Source organism: Aquirufa sp. A-Brett2-W8 (genome assembly GCF_054558755.1).
In genome coordinates this window covers 90650-108890 of the sequence record NZ_JBPXKS010000005.1, presented here as the reverse complement: position 1 = coordinate 108890, position 18241 = coordinate 90650, and the positions used below count along the sequence as shown (strand labels likewise).

Genomic DNA, 18241 nt, shown 5'->3' with positions numbered 1-18241 from the left:
TTATTTACGTTTAGTCAATAAGCCCCAAAGAATAGGCAATACCGATACCCCTACTATTCCGAGGACTACTTTTTCAAAGTTCGCCTTAACAAATTCATTGTCCCCTAAGAAATAACCGGCAACAGAAATACTGCTCACCCAAAGTGTCGCTCCTAAAAAACCATACAATAAATAAACTGGATAAGACATGCGTCCAGCTCCTGCTACGAAAGGGGCTACCGTGCGTACAATGGGAATAAAACGTGCTAAAATAACGGTTTTGGGACCATATTTGGCATAAAACGCTTCTGTCTCTTCAATGTGCTCTCGCTTCAAAAACAAGACTTTTTCTCGTTCTCGAATGATGCCACTGAAGTATTTACCAATAAAATAGTTTACCTGATCACCTAATAAGGCAGCTCCAATTAATAAAGGAATCACCGTTCCTAAAGATAATTCACCACTAGCCGCAGCTAATAATCCGACAGAAAAAAGGAGAGAATCCCCCGGCAAGAAAGGCATAACAACGAGTCCCGTTTCCACAAAAACAATTAAAAACAGAAGACCGTAAGTCAATGCACCATGAGCGGCAATAAATTCCGATAAAAACGTCAATGGATCTTTTAATAGATCTAATAAGAGCTGCAGCATTCGAAGTTATTTCGTTAAGAAGTGGTCAAACGTATCGCCACGCAATCCTAAACGAATCGTTTCTAATGAAATTACCTCATGTGGAGCTATGTTTCCCATGTTTACGTTCGCTCCTACCAGTTTCACAAACCAAACTTGTTGTGATTTTTGCGGTGCTTCCCAGATAATTTTTTCCTCTGGAATCTCTGTTAAAATCTCTTCTACTAAACCTTGACGAACTTCTCCGGATGAACGGAAAAGACCTATATTTCCTCCTTCACGTGCCTCTCCGATTACTTTCCAGGCACCCGCCTCTAATTCCATACGCATCAATTTAATCCACTTATAGGGAGGAATAATTTTTGCTTCGTCTTTAGACCCTACTTCCGAAAGAACGGTCACCTGAGTCGCTAAAGTGCGTATTAATTCACATTTAATATCGGACTCCATTTCGATGGAACCATCTGAAACCTCCGCATATTCCATACCATACTCGTCTAAAACACGGCGGTAATCATCTAATTGGCCACGGACGTAAAACGCTTCGAAAAGAGTACCTCCAAAATATACCGGGATTCCAGCCGACTTATATAACGCTAATTTTTCTTTCAAATTAGGCGTGACGTACGAAGTCGCCCAACCTAATTTAACAATATCTGTATGCGCCGCACTCGTCTCTAAAAAATCTTCGACTTGACGCAGGCTTAGTCCTTTGTCCATGACCATGGTTAAACCTTTTTGACGTGGTTTAGTTATACGTTCAGGAATTTGATCTAGGTGATAATTCATATAGCTTATTAATGGATTGATACGGTTTTATGGCAAATGTCCACAAAAATAAGCATTCCATTTGATTGCAACAAACCTGATTAAACTAGAATCGTTCGTATATTTGTCTCACCAAAGCTTCATAAACATGAAAAAAGGAATTTTCTCATTCATTACGCTACTATTTATTTCTATTTCAAGCTTAGCTAATACAGGCGCTGATACTATCTTAGGAGAATGGCTCTCTCAAGAAAAAGATGGGAAAATCATCATTTTCAAGCAAGGAGACCAGTACTTTGGTAAAATATCTTGGGGCAAAACGCCAGGAAGAAAAGATGGGAAAAATCCAGACGAAAAATTACGTAGCCGAGAACTTTTAGGAGCTGTCATTTTGAAAAATTTCAAATTCACCGGGTCTGCTTGGGAAAATGGAACCATTTACGATCCTAATTCTGGAAAGACCTACGATTGCATTCTTAAAGTCAAAGACGGGAACAAAACATTAGACATCCGCGGTTTTGTAGGAGTTGCGATGTTTGGCAGAACATCTACCTGGACTCGCCCTTAATTAAAAACTCCTAAAATGGAACCCAACGAACAAGTATTAGCTTATCTTAACCAAAATCTAAACAAAAAAATTGCAGACGGAAATCCTGCTCCGATTGGAATATGGTTAGATGGAACTTTAGTGAAAGCAGAAGCCGGAAAATTAACTGCTGAGTTCGTTGTGCGTCCCGATTTCCTAAACCATGCCGGCGTCATTCATGGAGGCGTGATCTCTGCTATGCTAGACGAGATGATGGGGATGACCCTCATTACCGCGAAAATTGATCACTTATATGTAACGATCAATTTATACATCGACTTTCTATATGGTGCGAAGGCGAATGAAAAAATTACGGTAACTACAGAGATTCAACGTGTCGGGAAAAAAATTGCGAACATTGAGGCTAAATTGCACAATGCAGATGGTAAATTGCTAGCAAAAGGGGTAAGTAACCTAGCGGCAACTTCGATTCCGTTTTCTCTTTAAGATAGCCATTGGTAGACGGCGAAGGCTGATAAGTAGGCCAAAGCCGTCATATAGCTAAACTGAATCAAAGGGTATTTCCAAGACTTCGTCTCGCGGTATGTCGTAGCTAAGGTACTCATGCACTGCATCGCAAAAGCATAGAAAATTAACAGGGAGAATCCCAGGGCCGCGTCATACATCGGCTTTCCAGTCGCAGGATTAATTTCAGCCCGCATGCGATTTTTAATCGTTGCATTCGCATCATCTACTTCGCCACCCATACTATAAATGGTGGACATGGTTCCCACGAAAACCTCGCGAGCCGCGAAAGAGGTAATTAGGGCTATTCCAATTTTCCAGTCGTAGCCTAATGGTCGAATCGCCGGTTCTACAAAATGACCAAAATGCCCCGCATAAGAATGCTCTAATTTATCCGCCGAAATCTTATTTTGCAATCCAACCCCTTGTAAGGTCGGGTTCGCTAAGCGAATCTTAGCTTCTGACTGCGCTATTTCATCCCCGGGACCATAACTTGCCAGTACCCATAATACGATGGAAATCGCCACAATAATTTTACCCGCTTCAAAAACAAACGCGTTGACTGAATTAAAAATCGTTATCGCAACATGTTTAAATCGAGGCGCCTTGTAGGTAGGTAACTCCATGATGAAATAACTCTTTTCTTTGGCCTGTAAAATAACCTTCATGACCCATGCCGAGACCAATGCCATAAAGAAACCTAATAGATAAAGGCCAAAAAGCGCGACGCCCTGCAAGTTAAATAGGCCAAATAAGGTATTCTTTTCCGGAACAACTAGGGCGATTAATACCGTATAAATAGGTAAACGAGCAGAACAAGACATCAAAGGCGTCACTAAAATCGTGATCAAGCGATCTTTCCAAGATCCGATCGAACGCGTACTCATAATCGCAGGTACCGCACAAGCTACACCGGAAATTAAAGGCACCACTGATTTTCCATTCAATCCAAAACGACGCATCAATTTGTCCATAATGAACATCACGCGCGACATATAACCGGTCTCTTCTAAAAGAGAGATAAATAAAAACAAGAAGGCGATCTGGGGAATAAAAATCAATACGCCTCCAATACCCGCGATCAGTCCATCGGTTAATAGGGCGGTCAAAGCCGAATCTGGCAGCACGCCTTTCAGCCAATCATTTAACGCTGCTACTCCGCCATCAATTAAATCCATGGGGTAGGTCGCCCACGTAAATACGGCCTGAAACATGACAAAAAGGATGGCTAAAAAGAAAACATATCCTCCCACCGGGTGTAAAAAGAATTTGTCCAACCGATCGGTCCACGTTTTTACCGGCACCGCATCCCACTGGCGATTCAAATTAATCACACAGCGATCCACCACTTCAGTAATCTGTTCGTAGCGTTTTACTGTTTCTTCTGATTGGTATTTTTTGGACGAAAAATGGTGCTTACTTTTAATAGCATCCAATGTTTCCCTTTGTTGAATTGAGAACATCTTCATGCGATCATGCTCCATCAGCCAAAGTAACGAACGGTACATTTCCGCCTCACCAAAATTCGCTTGCACCTCCTGTATAACCTCGTCAGAAACCGGCAAGGGCAAAGCATCATTAGAGGCAAAACGATTTTGAAGCGTCTTTATAACAGATAATTTAAGCCCATTAAGGCCGATGCCTTTTTTAGCATTCACCTCCGCCACTTCCACATTCAATTCACGGGCCAGTTTGATCGAATTAATGACATAGCCTTCGTTTTCGGCAACATCGATCATATTTAAGGCCAAAACCGTAGGAATCCCTAAATCTCTCACCTGAGAAAACAGCAATAAATTGCGTTTTAAATTCGATGCATCCGCCACCACAATGGCCATATCCGGAAAATCTGGATGTTTAGGATCCCCTAGAATATTGATGACTAATTCCTCGTCGATTGACTTAGGATAAATACTGTAGATTCCGGGCAAATCTAAAATCTCCACCGGACGCTTGGGTTCTAATTTCCAAATTCCCGTGTGCTTCTCCATCGTCACGCCTGGAAAATTACCTGTCTTCTGATTTAATCCTGTTAAGGAATTAAAAAGAGAGGATTTTCCTGCATTGGGGTTACCAATCAGCGCTATTTTAGGAGTTTTTGACAAAATTTACGTTCGTTTAATTAGCATGGTTTCAGCTTCCTCCCGCCGCATTGACAAGGTATAAGAACCAGAAACTCGAATTGCGATAGGATCACCGAAAGGAGCTAAATGAGTCAAAACTACCTCTGTTCCCGGCAAACATCCCATTTCTAATAGTTTTAAGGAAAGCAACTCATCTGTGAAGCCCACTATCTCACCCTTTTCACCAATCTTCAGGTCGGCCAAATTTGCCATGCTCACTATTTAGAATAATTCAAAATTAGACACAAATGTACTAAGTATTTCTGAGCTAAAAAATGATACAAATAGTTTTTTCTGTCGTAAATTGCAGGTTCATGGCCCTAACTGAAATTTTCGTGTTAATTCGTAAAGAGATGCAATTAGAATGGCGCAATAAATATGCGATCCACGGGCTGGTGCTTTATTTAGCGGCCACCATTTTCATCTGTTATTTATCCTTTAAAGCCAAGCAACAGTCCATCCACCCGATTATGTGGAATACCTTGTTTTGGATCATCTTATTATTCTCCGCCGTCAATGCGGTAGGTAAAAGTTTTACCCAAGAATCGGCGAATCGAAACATCTTTTATTATACGTTTGCAAAGCCCGAATCGGTCATTTTCAGCAAAATCATCTACAATACTTTGGTGATGTTAGGGGTGTCATTTATCGGTATTTTCTTTTATTCTTGGGTGATGGGAAATCCGGTAGGTAATATGCCGCTATATCTAATGTCCCTTGTTTTAGGGGCGATCGGCTTTGCATCCACCCTATCCTTAGTGGCAGGAATTGCCGCTCAGGGAGAGAATTCGGCTACTTTGATGGCAGTCATGAGTTTTCCTTTGATCATTCCATTGCTGTTATTATTATTAAAATTATCTAAAAGCGCTTTGGACGGAATTTCGCTCTCAGAAAACTGGGATGAGATCGCCATTTTAGGTGCGCTTGATATTATCGTTATTGTATTTTCTGGGATACTTTTCCCCTATATATGGAAACATTAAAACGTCAGTATTGGAAGATTTTGTCGATCATTTTATTGATCTACACGGTCTATGCTGGATTTAACGGTCAGGTTCCACGTCAACCCATCTTGAATGAGACGATTCGCAACCTCTATTTTCACGTGACGATGTGGTTCACGATGATTTTCCTATTAGGAACATCGGTCTACCATTCGATTCAATACTTACGCAAATCCGATTTAAAGTCAGACCTGATTTCCAGCACCTATGTGGAAGTGGGAATGGTGTTTGCGGTATTAGGATTGATTACGGGAAGTGTTTGGGCGAAATTTACCTGGGGCGATTGGTGGACCAATGACCCGAAACTAAATTCGGTCGCTATTGGTTTACTTATATACTTAGCCTATTCTTTAGTGAGATCATCCATGCCAGACGAGATGCAGAAAGCACGTATTTCTTCCGTTTATAACATTTTTGCCTTCGTCATCTTTATGGTTTTGATTTGGATCTTGCCACGAATGACGGATTCATTACATCCAGGAAATGGCGGAAATCCCGCTTTCTCCAAGATGGACTTAGATAACCGAATGCGACTGGTCTTTTATCCTGCTATTATTGGATGGACCTTATTGGGTTTTTGGATTACCCAAATCCGTATTCGTATTAAAAAACTAGAACAACAAAACGAGTTATAATGAGAGCTTTAATTATTCTTTTTTTCAGCTTATTCAGCTTCGTGGCATCAGCACAAGCTAGCGATATAGAAATGGCAGATCAATTCCGTGCAGATGGAAAAATCTACGTGGTGATTGCCGTAGTTAGCGTCGTTTTAATCGGGCTTTTTGCCTATTTATTTCGTTTAGAGAGAAAAGTAACTGATTTAGAAAAACGCAACAAATGAAAAAGACACACATCATTGGATTGATTTTAATCGCTGTTGCCATTGGAATCATTATGATTACGACGGGGGACGCGAGTACTTATGTAGGTTTTGACGAGGCGGAAAGCATTTCACAGCAGGATCCGAATCAAAAAGTACACGTGGTAGGAACGCTGAGAAAAGATGCAGCAGGTCAAATCATAGGATTAAATTACAATCCTGCCTTAGATGCGAATCACTTAGAATTTTTAGTTCAAGATAGCCTTGGTCGTGAAAATCAGGTTGTATATGCTGCTCCTAAACCGCAGGATTTTGAGAAATCGGAGAAGATCGTTCTTGTGGGAAGCATGCATTCCGACAAAGTATTCTATTGTGACAAGATTCTTTTAAAGTGCCCTTCTAAATACCAAGAAGGAAAAATTTCAGCAGACTCTAGTGCCTCAGTAGCGGCAAAAAATTAAATATGATACACGAAACCATCGGTTCAGTCGGGCATTTATTTGTCATCATTTCCTTCGTAACAGCACTATTAGCGACTTTTGCCTATTTTAAATCGACCCAGGCAACTAATGAGCTAGAGAATGATTGGAAAATAACGGCGCGCGCTTTATTCGGGCTGCATTTCATTTCTGTGATCGTGGTGGCAGCTAGCCTTTTTGTGATCATTTATAATCATTATTTCGAATACCATTACGCGTATACACACTCCTCGCTACAATTACCGACGATGTTTATGATCTCCTGTTATTGGGAGGGTCAAGAAGGTTCGTTTTTGCTTTGGATATTTTGGCAGGCGATTCTAGGTCTTTTATTGATGATCAAAAATCCGAAATGGGAGTCCCCCGTGATGACCGTTTTCGCCTTAGTACAAACCTTTTTAACGTCGATGATTCTGGGAGTTATCATCCCATGGATCGACCTAAAAATAGGTTCATCTCCTTTCCTATTATTGCGTGAGGCCCAGCCTGATCTGCCCGTTTGGAGTATGCAGCCGAACTTTATTCCGAAGGATGGTCGTGGATTGAATCCATTACTTCAAAACTATTGGATGGTCATTCACCCTCCTACTTTGTTCTTGGGATTTGCCTTGACGCTGGTTCCTTTTGCGTATTTGATGGCAGGATTGTGGAAGAAGCAATTAACCGAATGGGTGAAACCTGCTTTGCCATGGGCACTTTTTGGCGCGGGTATTTTAGGGATTGGAATTATGATGGGGGCCTATTGGGCTTATGAAACCTTGAATTTTGGAGGTTATTGGAACTGGGATCCGGTAGAAAATGCCTCTTTTGTGCCTTGGTTGGTTTTATTGGGAGCTATCCACACGATGATTGCCATAAAGACCTCGAGTTCCGCCTTAAAGACATCTATCATCTTAGTGATTGCGGCGTTTATTTTAGTCTTGTATTCGACTTTCTTGAACCGTTCCGGAATTTTGGGAAATGCCTCTGTGCACTCCTTTACGGACTTAGGACTTTCTGGCCAGCTACTTTTGTATATGGGAACTTTCCTTTTAGGGGCTATCGGAATGTCGATTTACCGCTGGAAGGATTTGCCTAAGGATGCCAAAGAACTGGGGACCTATAATCGGGAATTTTGGGTTTTCGTGGGAGCGGCAGTTTTAGGCTTGTCTGCTTTCCAATTAACCTTTACGACTTCGATTCCGGTTTATAATAAGATTGCGGAGGCGTTTGGCATTCTTTCTAACATTGCCTTACCCGCAGATCAGGCAGAACACTACAGTAAAATTCAGATCTGGATTTTCTTAGCTGTAGCTATTTTAAGTGCGATTGGTCAATATGTTTGGTGGGGGAAAATCAAACAAAGCACGAGCTTCAAGCCACTTGTAAGTCCTGCACTTGCTGCTACCTTATTGAGTGTGTTGTTTATTAACATCGGAAAGATTTACACGCTTTCGTATATCGCTTTGTTGTGGAGTAGTTTATTCGCGGTTTTGGCAAATTTTAAAATCATGTGGTTTTTGATTCGCCAAAGATTCTCCCTAGCAGGCGGTGCGATGGCGCACGTAGGACTGGCGATTATGCTGATTGGAATTTTATTCTCCGCGGGTTATTCGAAGGTGGTTTCGTTGAACCGTTCTGGCTTCGCAATTAGCACGAAAGTAGAAGATTTCACGAAAAATGATAACAAAGAGAATAAAGAAAATTTGCCACTTTGGTTAGGTCAAGGAGCCCAAATGCAGGACTATTTAGTGACTTATAAAGGCCGACGAATCGAGGTGCGCGGACAAAAAGGGTTTTTCAATAAGAATGATTTTGAGATAATTGAAGGCGATTTTCATGCTGTGGCTTTGAAAAACATCGAACGAGATGGAGTAAAAATTGCGACTAAAGGAGACACCGTAACGGTGGAACCAGAGAACACGTATTACGAATTAGAATTCAAAAACGAAGAAGGGAAAGCCGTTTCGCTTTTTCCAAGATGGCAGGTAAATCCTAAAATGGGGTCCGCCATCTCGCCAGATGTGAAGCACGCTTGGAACCATGATATTTATACCTACGTTTCCCTCGATCCGCGTTTAGCGGCAGAGGCTGGCTCTGAAAAACAATGGTCACAAACTGAAAACCAAACAGTCACAACGGGCGACACCCTTTTTATTAATGACTTCGTCGCTATACTAAAAGAGGTGACTCGAGTTACTAAGGTGGATGGTGTGGAATTAGCTGCAAACGATGCGGCGGTTCAAGCGAATTTCCAAGTACTAGGGAAAAACTCACAGCAATTCACTTTGAGCCCGATCTTTATCATCAAAGGGGGAATGGTGGCAATGCCAGCCTTTGAAAGTGAAGAGACCGGAATTAAGATTAAATTTACGGGTATTAACCCGCAATCTCAGGAGTTTGGTTTTGCGTGGAATACCACACAACAAGAGTTAATCGTGGTTAAAGCTTTAGAAAAACCCTATATTAATTTAGTTTGGATCGGATCCATCCTGATATTTATCGGTTTATTTATCGCATCCTACCGTCGAATGAAACCCACTATCGCGGATTAATATGGGAAAGAAAGAGGTCTTAAGTTTATCCGCTGCCATCGGTTTCATCCTGATTTGGATTATATATTTGAATACGCCACTACCTAAGGAAATTGAAGCTGATTTTTGGGGAAATATATTTGCACATTATCCGTTTCTAATGTTTGGCGTAGGTTGTTTATTCTATTACCAATTCGCTAAAAACGAAAGGGTGAAAAAAGAGAAAGATGGAAACAAGTAATATCAGCTTGGATAATAACCAAATCATCGGAATCATCGCTTCCATGGTTTTCTCCGCTTTCTTTTCTGGTGTGGAAATGGCATTTGTCTCCTCGAACAAACTCTACTTCGAATTAAAGGCGAAACAGGATATTTTAAGCGCGAAAATCATCGCAAACTTTAATCAGCTCCCCTCTCGCTTCATTGGAACCATGCTCATCGGAAATACCCTGTCTTTAGTGGCCTATGGTATTTTCATGGAGGAATTTTTACACCACGTAGTCTTACATTTCCTATCCATCAATGAAATTGTAGCGCGTTTAATTGCTACCATTGTGGCGACTATACTTATCTTGATGACGTCGGAATTTACCCCAAAAAGTGTATTCCTCATCAACCCAGATGCTATTTTAGAATTTTTAGCGATTCCCATTTGGGTGATTTACACACTCATGTTCCCCTTGGTTTGGGTAACGGTGGGTCTGTCGAAATGGTTTATCACGAAAGTACTTCGCTTAAGTTATTCAGAGGAGAAACCCGCTTTTGGATTAACGGATTTGAATCATTACCTCCAAAATCTGAACCGCAAAGTATCTACCGAGCAAGAAGCTGAAGTGGATCATAAGATTTTCCACAATGCGCTTGAGTTCAAACAGGTAAAAGTGAGGGACTGCATGATTCCGCGAACTGAAATCACCGCGATTGACATGGAGGATGGGATCGAAAAATTGAAAGAAGTTTTCTTAGAAAGCGGGCACTCGAAAGTATTGGTCTATAAAGAGACCCTGGAGGAAGTGGTGGGCTATTGCCATTCTTTGGCCTTATTTAAAAAACCCAAAGACCTGCAATCCATCCTAACCAGCATTCCGATCGTTCCAGAAGCCATGGCGGCTAATGATTTACTGATCAAATTCTCGAAAGAGCGCAAATCCCTTGCCCTGGTAGTGGATGAATTTGGCTCGACCAGTGGCCTAGTGAGTATGGAGGATGTGGTGGAACAAATTTTTGGAGAAATTCAAGACGAATATGACGACTCCGAAGATTGGATCGAAAAGCAAATAGACGAAACGACCTTTGTTCTTTCTGGTCGACATGAGATCGACTATTTGAATGAGAAATACGAATGGAACTTACCTGAAGGTGATTATGAAACCTTAGGTGGGATGTTGATTAGCCTATACGAGGATATTCCACAAGAAAATGAGCTGATCACACTAGCGCCTTTCCAATTCCAAATTCTCACCACAACCGACGCTAAAATTGATACCGTAAAGGTAATGATTACCGGAAAAATTACTCCAGCTCCATCAGGAGACCTGTTGCATTAGGACGCGCTGCAAGGTTTGGCATTTCATCTGCGTTTCTAACCATTCTTTTTCAGGATCAGAATCTTCCGTGATGCCGCATCCGGCATAAAAAACGGCGTGCGTCCCTTTTATTTCCGCCGTGCGCAAGTTCACAAATAAATACGTGGCATTTTCTATATTCACCGGTCCTAAATAACCTGAATACATGGAACGTTTGTGTTGCTCCGTGGCTACTATAAAATCAATAGCCTCCTGCTTCGGGGTACCACAAACCGCCGATGTTGGATGTAATAATCCTAACATCAAACTAGGTAATTGAGGAAAATCCAATGCTTTAGTGTCGACGATATAGTCCGTTTTCAGATGCAATAAATTTCCTGTTGAAATGGTTTTAGGGCCTATCTCGGTATATTCTCGTAAACGAATTTTCTTAAAACATTCAATAATGTAACGGCTCACGAAGGCCTGCTCCTCAATCTCTTTTTGCGACCAACGCGCTTGAGCTGGGGATAGCGTATTTCCTTGCTCATCCACCCCAGACTGGGTTCCAGCTAAAGAAATAGTCCGAAAAATGCCCTCTTTATTTTGTTCCACTAAAATCTCCGGTGTCGCACACATCCAAACCCCACCCAAGGCAGGAATAGAAAGCGCACAAACAAAGGCATTCGGATAAGCGGCCGCTAATTCTTCGAGAGCAGCTATCACCGTAAAACCAGCTGGCAATTCTTTTTCATCCGTCCTAGAAAGAACCACTTTTTGCAATGGCCCTTGCTTAATGACAGAAACTGCCTTAGAAACCCAGTTCATAAACTCCTGCTTTTTTGCTGAGTTATCTTCCTCTGCTAGGGAATGAGTTGAATGTTTAGAGCTACCAATACTAAAAGAATGTATGGCATCTGCCTGCAAAAAATAGGGTAAACCGATGAAGGGTGCTGCTAAGAATCCGGTGGATAATTCAGACAAATTCCAGCCTTCACTCAGCTGTGAGCCTCCTTGAAAATCTTGTAAAAGAAAAGCCTCCGAAGCATGTGGCAAACGCCAAGCCACTTGGCCTGCTCCCTTCGAAATACCATCCTCCCACTTTTTTTCCTCGATCATCTTACCGCTATAATCGCTACCGTTAATCGGCTAGCACAAATCAAATTTTCGTCTTCGTCGTGAATTTTAATTTCATACACATGTATGGTTCTACCGATCCGCAGGGGAACACAAGTTCCTATAACAAATCCGCTGCGAGCAGACTTCAAATGATTCGCATTGATCTCTACTCCCACGCCTGTTTCCTTCAAAGGATCTTTTACGGCTAATACGACCGCAACGCTTCCTAAAGTCTCGGCTAAAACCACCGAGGCTCCTCCATGTAACAATCCCATGGGCTGAATTGTTCGGTGATCTACCGGCATTTTGGCCTTTAAAAAACCGGACTGAATTTCGGTAAATTCAATGCCCAGATGCTCGATCATAGTTCCCTTCGACATCGAATTCAATGTCTCCAGTGAGATGGAAGTATTAAACATATATTTCGTAATTTTGGCTAAAATTCGGAATAAAATACCATTAATATGCATGCTCAACCTGATTTAGTGAAAGATATTTACCTGATTCGCCACGGCGAAACGGAATACAATCGCAAAAGGGTCGTGCAAGGCAGTGGGATTGATGCGGATTTAAATGAATTAGGCCAAAAACAGGCTGCTGCCTTCTTCGCTCACTACCAAGATCTTCCGATCGATAAAATATATACCTCTGTTCTTCGAAGAACGCATCAATCCGTGAAAGGCTTCATCGAGAAAGGCTTGCCTTGGGAGCAATACGAAGGCCTAAATGAAATTTCCTGGGGGAATAAAGAAGGGAAATCGCCTAATACAGAAGACGATCTTTACTATAAAAATTTGACGAAAACCTGGCGCGAGGGCAACGTACATGTGCAATCAGAGGAGGGCGAAAGTCCGATCGAAGTACTAGAACGTCAAAAACCAATCATTGATCTCATTCTTTCTCGACCAGAGGAGAACACCATTTTAGTGGCCATGCACGGTCGCGCCATGCGGGTTTTGCTCACCCATTTATTTAATGCGCCGCTCCATCATATGGATCATTATGCACACCAAAATCTGTGCCTATACCACATCCAATACGATTATTCTGCGCAAGAGTTTCGCCTAGTTAAAGGCAATTGTGTGATTCACCTAGACGACTTGCCCGAGTCGATGTAATATGTCTCAAAAGCGCATGTATTGGGTTTTTCAATCCAGCGGATGGTTCGCCTGGGCTCTCAATGAGGCGGTTTTGTATACCAATCAGTATGGTTGGCATTGGGCCTGGTTATATGCATCTATGGCAAATATCACCTTAGCCATTTTTTTAACCCACCAATATAAGCTCATTACGAAACAATACGCGTGGCAGGATTTGCCTCTTGTAGGGATGATTCGCAATCATTTCATGGCGCTAATTTGCATGGCTGCCTGTCTAGTCGCACTCAATCTACCTCTCGACCAATACCTATTAGGGGAAAACTTCGAGGTTCAAATCAGCCCTTTCATCATTACCCAGTATCTCTTTAATTTTATGAAGCCGCTGGCGATTTGGATGTTGATCTATTTCTTCTTCCAATATTCGAAGAAACAGTTAGACATGGAACGCGAAAAAAATCAATTAGAGCGTGCCATTCAGGAGACAGAAGGTAAAGTATTGCGAGCTCAGATGAATCCGCATTTTGTCTTTAATGCCCTAAATAGCATCCGCGCTTTGATCACAGAAGATCCGAATAAGGCCAAAAAAGGAATCAACCAACTCTCCAAACTGCTCCGCAGTTCCTTATTAACCGAACGCAAAAAAACGATTTCCATCGACGAAGAATTAGAGACTATTCTTGACTATTTACATCTCGAAAAGATCCGCTATGAAGAACGACTAGTCTGGAAAGTGGATGTTTCGAAAGAGATACTTCAAGCACAAATTCCACCCATGTTATTACAGACGCTAGTGGAGAATGCCATCAAGCATGGCATTGCCCATTCGGCCAAAGAGGGTTTGATTCAGATAAAAGGAAAGAAAAATGAAGCGAATGTTGAATTGCAGGTGATCAATCCGGGGAATTTTAAAACGCGTGGTGAATCAACGGGCATTGGGCTAGTCAATTCCCAAAACCGATTAATTCTATTGTTCGGAGAGACCGCTCATATTGACTTAAAGCCTTTGGACAAAAATCACGTCCTTGCTTCCCTTAGCATTCCGTATATTACTGAAACAATAGCCTAAATCCCATGAGAGCCATCATCGTAGACGACGAACGCCTTGCTAGAAATGAACTGAAGCGTTTATTAGAAAATTTTCCATCGATCGAAGTGATTGGAGAGGCTTCGAACACAGAAGAAGCCAGCCAACTCATCGAGGAACTACAGCCCGATGTGGCCTTTTTAGATATCCAAATGCCCGGGAAAACCGGATTTGAGTGGCTAGAAGAATGGGATGGTTTTCTGCCGGAAATAATTTTCACGACGGCTTTTGACGAATATGCGCTAAAGGCTTTCGAAGTTAATGCGTTGGATTATGTATTAAAACCCATCGAATTAACGCGTTTAAGCGAAAGCATCCAAAAATTAGAATCCCGTTTTCAGCGTCCTACTGCTAATGAAAAATCGGCATCGGCGAGTCACATTTTAGGAGGTAATGATCAGATCTTCGTGAAAGACGGTGAGAAATGCTGGTTTGTTCGCTTAGATCGCGTTCGATTATGTGAATCGATGGGCAATTATGTGCGTTTGTTTTTTGACGACCAAAAACCGCTAGTGCTAAAATCGCTCAATTCATTAGAAGAGCGTTTAGACCCCAAATTATTCTTCCGTTGCAACCGTAAACACATTGTCAACCTAAACTTCATCGAGAAGATCGAACCTTGGTTTTCTGGCGGTTTACAGGTGACATTAAAGGGAGAAAAAGCAGAGAAAATCGAAATTTCTCGCCGGCAATCCATCCGATTTAAGGAGCTTTTGTCGCTTTAGTTCTGGCTGGTGCCTCGCCCAATAAGAATCCATAGGGTTCAAGACTCGGAATAGAATCGAATATCACTTTCATTACCGCGGTTAAAGGAAGAGCTAAAATCAAACCCGGGATTCCCCAAAGTAATTCACCACAAAGTAAAGCGAGCATAGCCACCATCGGATTCATACTCACCTTAGATCCCACCACTAAAGGGGTGATGAAATTAGCTTCTATAAATTGTGCCGCTGCTACCCAAGCCACCACCGCTAACGCGTGTGAAGGACTCAAGGTAACCAAGCTCAATAAAATGGGCAATAGCGCACCTATCCAAATCCCGACATAAGGAATCAACAATAAAATACCTGTCAGAAACCCGAAAAACACGGGATACTCTACCCCGATCCACCAGAATCCAATCGAATTCACTACGCCTACAATTAACATGACCACTAACAAGCCCACTAAATAACCTTGTACCACCGAACCCGTTTTCTCCATTACTTTCGTTAAAACTTGTCCTTCCGTTTTAGGGAATATTTTTTTCAAAAAGCTTTCAAAGAAATCCCGGTAGAATAAGAAAAAGAAAGTAAATACGGGTACTAATATCAATGCAGTTATCACATGAATCGCGGTCGAAAAAGTCGTACTGATAATCACCCCCGAATTCTTCAAAAGTACCATTAGCTCGTTACTTAATTCTAACATTTGCTTCCGACGCGAGATATTAAAATTCGAAGAAATAAAAGATTGCAAGCTTGATACCCATTTTTCGGCTTTTTTCGCAATGAGCGGAAGTTCAGAGGAGAACTCCATTATTTGCATACCCGCGATGAAAAGCAGGGACGAAATCAAAGCAAATGTGAGAAGAATAGCGATGAAGATGGCTAGGGCACGAGGCAAACCTTTTGCCTCCATCAATTTACTCGCAGGCAAAAGTAATAAAGCTAATACTAAGGCAAAAGAAAGCAAAATCAGCAGATCCTGTAATAAATAGGCCGCGGCGATGATCAAGGCCATCGATATTAATGATCCCGACAGACGGGCAGAATAAGCAGTGTTGTTCGACATATTAATAAATTAACAATTCCATAACATACATATTTCTATATTTACGTGGTAATTCATTCAAACCTATGGCACAAACCTCAAAAGCATTTAAAATTCTACTCGTAGATGATGATGCGGATATTTTGGAGTTATTGGAATACAATTTACTAAAAGAAAACTTTCTTTTAGCAAAAGCAACGAACGGAAAAGAGGCAATCGCCGTTGCGAAAACTTTCCAGCCCCATTTAATCATCATGGATGTGATGATGCCAGAAATGGATGGCATCGAAGCAGCCCGTCAAATCAAATCAAATCCTGAATTCAAAAATACCCTCATCCTGTTCCTAACAGCTCGTGGAGAAGAGTATACAGAGATTGCCGCTTTTGAGAGTGGTGCGACGGATTACGTAGTTAAGCCAATCAAATTACGCGCACTTATCAGCCGTATAAATGCCTTATTAACACGCGAGGCAGTGGTTCCAGAATCGAAAAATGACCGAATTTCCATAGGTGATTTAGTCATTGATCGTGTTCAATATGCTGCTACATTTCAAGGTCGTGCGTTGATTTTACCTAAAAAAGAATTTGAATTACTTTCTTTCTTAGCGAAAAACCCGAACAAGGTTTTCAATCGCGATGAATTATTGGAGAAGGTTTGGGGAGCGGATGTATTTGTAGTGGAACGCACAGTGGATGTGCATATCCGTAAACTGCGCGAGAAAATTCCTGAATATTATATCAAAACATTGAAAGGCGTAGGCTATTTATTTTCAATCGAGAAAGCCTAATTGCCCATTTTTAGGTAAATTGCATCCTGAATGATGCGCCTAATTTCCACCTTTATTTGTTGTCTCCTATCTACCTGTCTTTTGGCAGATGGTCCGAAGCGTGAGTTAAGAGGGGTTTGGGTGGCTACGGTTCAAAACATCGATTGGCCGAGTCCTCATAATTACGATGGGGCCAAACAAAAATCCGAATTTATCGACCTATTGAATTCCCACCAGAAAACGGGAATAAACGCGTTGTTTGTCCAGATTAGAACGGCATCAGATGCCCTTTATGCCAAGAGTGCAGAACCTTGGACGACTTACCTTTCCGGAAAACAAGGACAGGCCCCTAGTCCCTATTACGATCCTTTGGAATTTATGATTGATCAATCCCACGCCAGAGGGATGGAATTTCATGCTTGGTTGAATTTGAATCGTGCCTCGATGTCATCTCGCTCGCTTTTGAGCTCAGAACATGTGGCCAGAAAGCATCCTGAATGGCTTTTGTCTTATAATGGACAATTACTTTTTGATTTTGGTATTCCAGCTGTTCGTCATTATATCGCCGGACTTGTTCGCAATATCATCGTAAATTACGACGTAGATGGGATACATTTTGACGATTATTTTTATCCCTATCCTGATCCGAAATCGAAATTAGCCGATCAAGATACCTATGAAAAATACCGACTTCCCGGCGAGAAAATAGATGACTGGAGGCGCCGAAATACGAGTGCCTTAATTCAAGAGATTTCAGAGACGATTAAAAGTACTAATTCGAAAATCAAGTTTGGAATTAGTCCTTTCGGGATTTGGCGACACAAGAAAAATGATCCGATCAATGGCTCACCCACTTCGCGAGGCTTGCAATCTTATGATGATTTATATGCAGATACCGACCATTGGTTAAAGCAAGGCTGGCTAGATTACATTGCTCCGCAATTGTATTGGGATACGGCACATCGGGTGGCGCCCTTTAAGCCTTTAGCGGACTGGTGGAATGAGCACTCGTATGGAAAACCGGTTTATTTCGGAATGGCGTCCTATCATTTAGCGGATGTATGGACGAATAAAGAGATGAAAAAGCAGGTGGAAATCAGCCGAAGTATGTCTAATGGACAGGGCTTGATCTTTTATAGCTCAACTTCTTTGACAAAAAATACAAAAGCTTTTCGCGATACCTTACGAAGGAATTATTTTGAGCATCAGGCCTTATTACCTACCACACCTTGGCTAGATAGTATAGCCCCTCATGCACCGACGCAAGTATTTTTAGCCGATAAGAAACTGACCTGGGAAGCAGGGGAAGAATCGGATGATAAAGATCCGGTGGCCTATTATGTAGTCTATCGCATCCCTAAACAGGATAAAAAATACCTAGACGATCCTAAGAACATCATTTTCAAAGGAAAGGCAAATGAAGTAATTTTGAAACAAGATGAGCTGATACCGGGTTATGGATTTACCGTAACGGCCTTTGATCGACTGCATAACGAAAGTCGACCGAGTGCCGTCCAGTGGATAAAACCGACGATCAACGATTAAAT

21 protein-coding genes are annotated in these 18241 nt (G+C 41.7%); 14 read left to right on the top strand and 7 right to left on the bottom strand.

The window, feature by feature from the left end; translation table 11 throughout:
• Both ACST13_RS05580 and ACST13_RS05575 read right to left on the bottom strand, forming a co-directional pair.
• Positions 1-630 carry a VTT domain-containing protein gene (locus ACST13_RS05580; protein WP_459522230.1) on the bottom strand — a complete coding sequence of 210 codons (630 nt, stop codon included), beginning with the start codon at positions 628-630 and terminating at the stop codon, positions 1-3.
• Positions 631-636: 6 nt separating this feature from the next.
• Complete coding sequence (locus ACST13_RS05575) at positions 637-1398, bottom strand: phosphosulfolactate synthase (protein WP_459522229.1); 762 nt, start codon at positions 1396-1398, stop codon at positions 637-639.
• 127 nt (positions 1399-1525) lie between these two features.
• Here ACST13_RS05575 and ACST13_RS05570 point away from each other — a divergent pair, with 127 nt between their 5' ends.
• Complete coding sequence (locus ACST13_RS05570; RefSeq protein WP_459522228.1) at positions 1526-1945, top strand: DUF2147 domain-containing protein; 420 nt, start codon at positions 1526-1528, stop codon at positions 1943-1945.
• A gap of 15 nt (positions 1946-1960) precedes the next feature.
• Positions 1961-2410, top strand: a complete 450-nt coding sequence (locus tag ACST13_RS05565; RefSeq protein ID WP_459522227.1) for a PaaI family thioesterase — start codon at positions 1961-1963, stop codon at positions 2408-2410.
• Here the strand turns inward: ACST13_RS05565 and feoB are convergent.
• Positions 2407-4533, bottom strand: coding sequence for a ferrous iron transport protein B (gene feoB, locus ACST13_RS05560; protein ID WP_459522226.1), 2127 nt, complete (start codon positions 4531-4533; stop codon positions 2407-2409). The genes ACST13_RS05565 and feoB overlap by 4 nt on opposite strands.
• 3 nt (positions 4534-4536) lie before the next feature.
• Positions 4537-4764 carry a FeoA family protein gene (locus ACST13_RS05555; protein ID WP_459522225.1) on the bottom strand — a complete coding sequence of 76 codons (228 nt, stop codon included), beginning with the start codon at positions 4762-4764 and terminating at the stop codon, positions 4537-4539.
• A 101-nt stretch (positions 4765-4865) separates the two neighbouring features.
• Here ACST13_RS05555 and ACST13_RS05550 point away from each other — a divergent pair, with 101 nt between their 5' ends.
• The 7 genes from ACST13_RS05550 to ACST13_RS05520 are packed head-to-tail and all read left to right on the top strand — an operon-like array spanning position 4866 to position 10914.
• The gene (locus ACST13_RS05550) at positions 4866-5534 is read left to right on the top strand and encodes a heme exporter protein CcmB (protein ID WP_459522224.1); all 669 of its coding nucleotides are present in this window, start codon (positions 4866-4868) and stop codon (positions 5532-5534) included.
• Positions 5522-6190: a cytochrome c biogenesis protein CcsA gene (gene ccsA / locus ACST13_RS05545; RefSeq protein WP_459522223.1), complete on the top strand. Its 669-nt coding sequence runs from the start codon at positions 5522-5524 to the stop codon at positions 6188-6190. Before ACST13_RS05550 ends, ccsA (ACST13_RS05545) begins: the two co-directional genes overlap by 13 nt.
• Positions 6190-6396 (top strand): CcmD family protein, encoded by a 207-nt coding sequence (locus ACST13_RS05540; RefSeq protein ID WP_459522222.1) that lies wholly within the window; start codon positions 6190-6192, stop codon positions 6394-6396. Before ccsA (ACST13_RS05545) ends, ACST13_RS05540 begins: the two co-directional genes overlap by 1 nt.
• Positions 6393-6836: a cytochrome c maturation protein CcmE domain-containing protein gene (locus tag ACST13_RS05535; protein WP_459522221.1), complete on the top strand. Its 444-nt coding sequence runs from the start codon at positions 6393-6395 to the stop codon at positions 6834-6836. The genes ACST13_RS05540 and ACST13_RS05535 overlap by 4 nt, the downstream gene beginning before the upstream one ends.
• A gap of 2 nt (positions 6837-6838) precedes the next feature.
• A complete protein-coding gene (gene ccsA, locus ACST13_RS05530) occupies positions 6839-9388 on the top strand; it encodes a cytochrome c biogenesis protein CcsA (RefSeq protein WP_459522220.1) in 2550 nt (849 codons plus the stop codon).
• A 1-nt stretch (position 9389) separates the two neighbouring features.
• The gene (locus tag ACST13_RS05525) at positions 9390-9608 is read left to right on the top strand and encodes a hypothetical protein (RefSeq protein WP_459522219.1); all 219 of its coding nucleotides are present in this window, start codon (positions 9390-9392) and stop codon (positions 9606-9608) included.
• Positions 9595-10914, top strand: a complete 1320-nt coding sequence (locus ACST13_RS05520; protein WP_459522218.1) for a hemolysin family protein — start codon at positions 9595-9597, stop codon at positions 10912-10914. The genes ACST13_RS05525 and ACST13_RS05520 overlap by 14 nt, the downstream gene beginning before the upstream one ends.
• Here the strand turns inward: ACST13_RS05520 and ACST13_RS05515 are convergent.
• Together ACST13_RS05515 and ACST13_RS05510 are read right to left on the bottom strand one after the other, a co-directional pair.
• Positions 10894-11991, bottom strand: coding sequence for a chorismate-binding protein (locus ACST13_RS05515; protein ID WP_459522217.1), 1098 nt, complete (start codon positions 11989-11991; stop codon positions 10894-10896). The genes ACST13_RS05520 and ACST13_RS05515 overlap by 21 nt on opposite strands.
• Positions 11988-12410, bottom strand: a complete 423-nt coding sequence (locus tag ACST13_RS05510; RefSeq protein WP_459522216.1) for a hotdog fold thioesterase — start codon at positions 12408-12410, stop codon at positions 11988-11990. The genes ACST13_RS05515 and ACST13_RS05510 overlap by 4 nt, the downstream gene beginning before the upstream one ends.
• A gap of 45 nt (positions 12411-12455) precedes the next feature.
• Here ACST13_RS05510 and ACST13_RS05505 point away from each other — a divergent pair, with 45 nt between their 5' ends.
• From ACST13_RS05505 to ACST13_RS05495, 3 genes are read left to right on the top strand one after another with little or no spacing between them, the layout of a single operon-like run.
• Positions 12456-13109, top strand: coding sequence for a histidine phosphatase family protein (locus tag ACST13_RS05505; protein WP_459522215.1), 654 nt, complete (start codon positions 12456-12458; stop codon positions 13107-13109).
• A 1-nt stretch (position 13110) separates the two neighbouring features.
• Entirely contained in the window at positions 13111-14157 is a 1047-nt protein-coding gene (locus tag ACST13_RS05500) for a sensor histidine kinase (RefSeq protein WP_459522214.1), read from the top strand.
• 5 nt (positions 14158-14162) lie between these two features.
• Entirely contained in the window at positions 14163-14900 is a 738-nt protein-coding gene (locus tag ACST13_RS05495) for a LytR/AlgR family response regulator transcription factor (RefSeq protein ID WP_459522213.1), read from the top strand.
• Here the strand turns inward: ACST13_RS05495 and ACST13_RS05490 are convergent.
• Complete coding sequence (locus ACST13_RS05490; protein WP_459522212.1) at positions 14878-15948, bottom strand: AI-2E family transporter; 1071 nt, start codon at positions 15946-15948, stop codon at positions 14878-14880. The genes ACST13_RS05495 and ACST13_RS05490 overlap by 23 nt on opposite strands.
• 65 nt (positions 15949-16013) lie before the next feature.
• Here ACST13_RS05490 and ACST13_RS05485 point away from each other — a divergent pair, with 65 nt between their 5' ends.
• Both ACST13_RS05485 and ACST13_RS05480 read left to right on the top strand, forming a co-directional pair.
• Positions 16014-16715 carry a response regulator transcription factor gene (locus ACST13_RS05485; protein WP_459522211.1) on the top strand — a complete coding sequence of 234 codons (702 nt, stop codon included), beginning with the start codon at positions 16014-16016 and terminating at the stop codon, positions 16713-16715.
• Between the two features lie 30 nt (positions 16716-16745).
• Positions 16746-18239, top strand: a complete 1494-nt coding sequence (locus ACST13_RS05480) for a glycoside hydrolase family 10 protein (protein WP_459522210.1) — start codon at positions 16746-16748, stop codon at positions 18237-18239.
• The last annotated feature ends 2 nt before the right edge of the window (positions 18240-18241 follow it).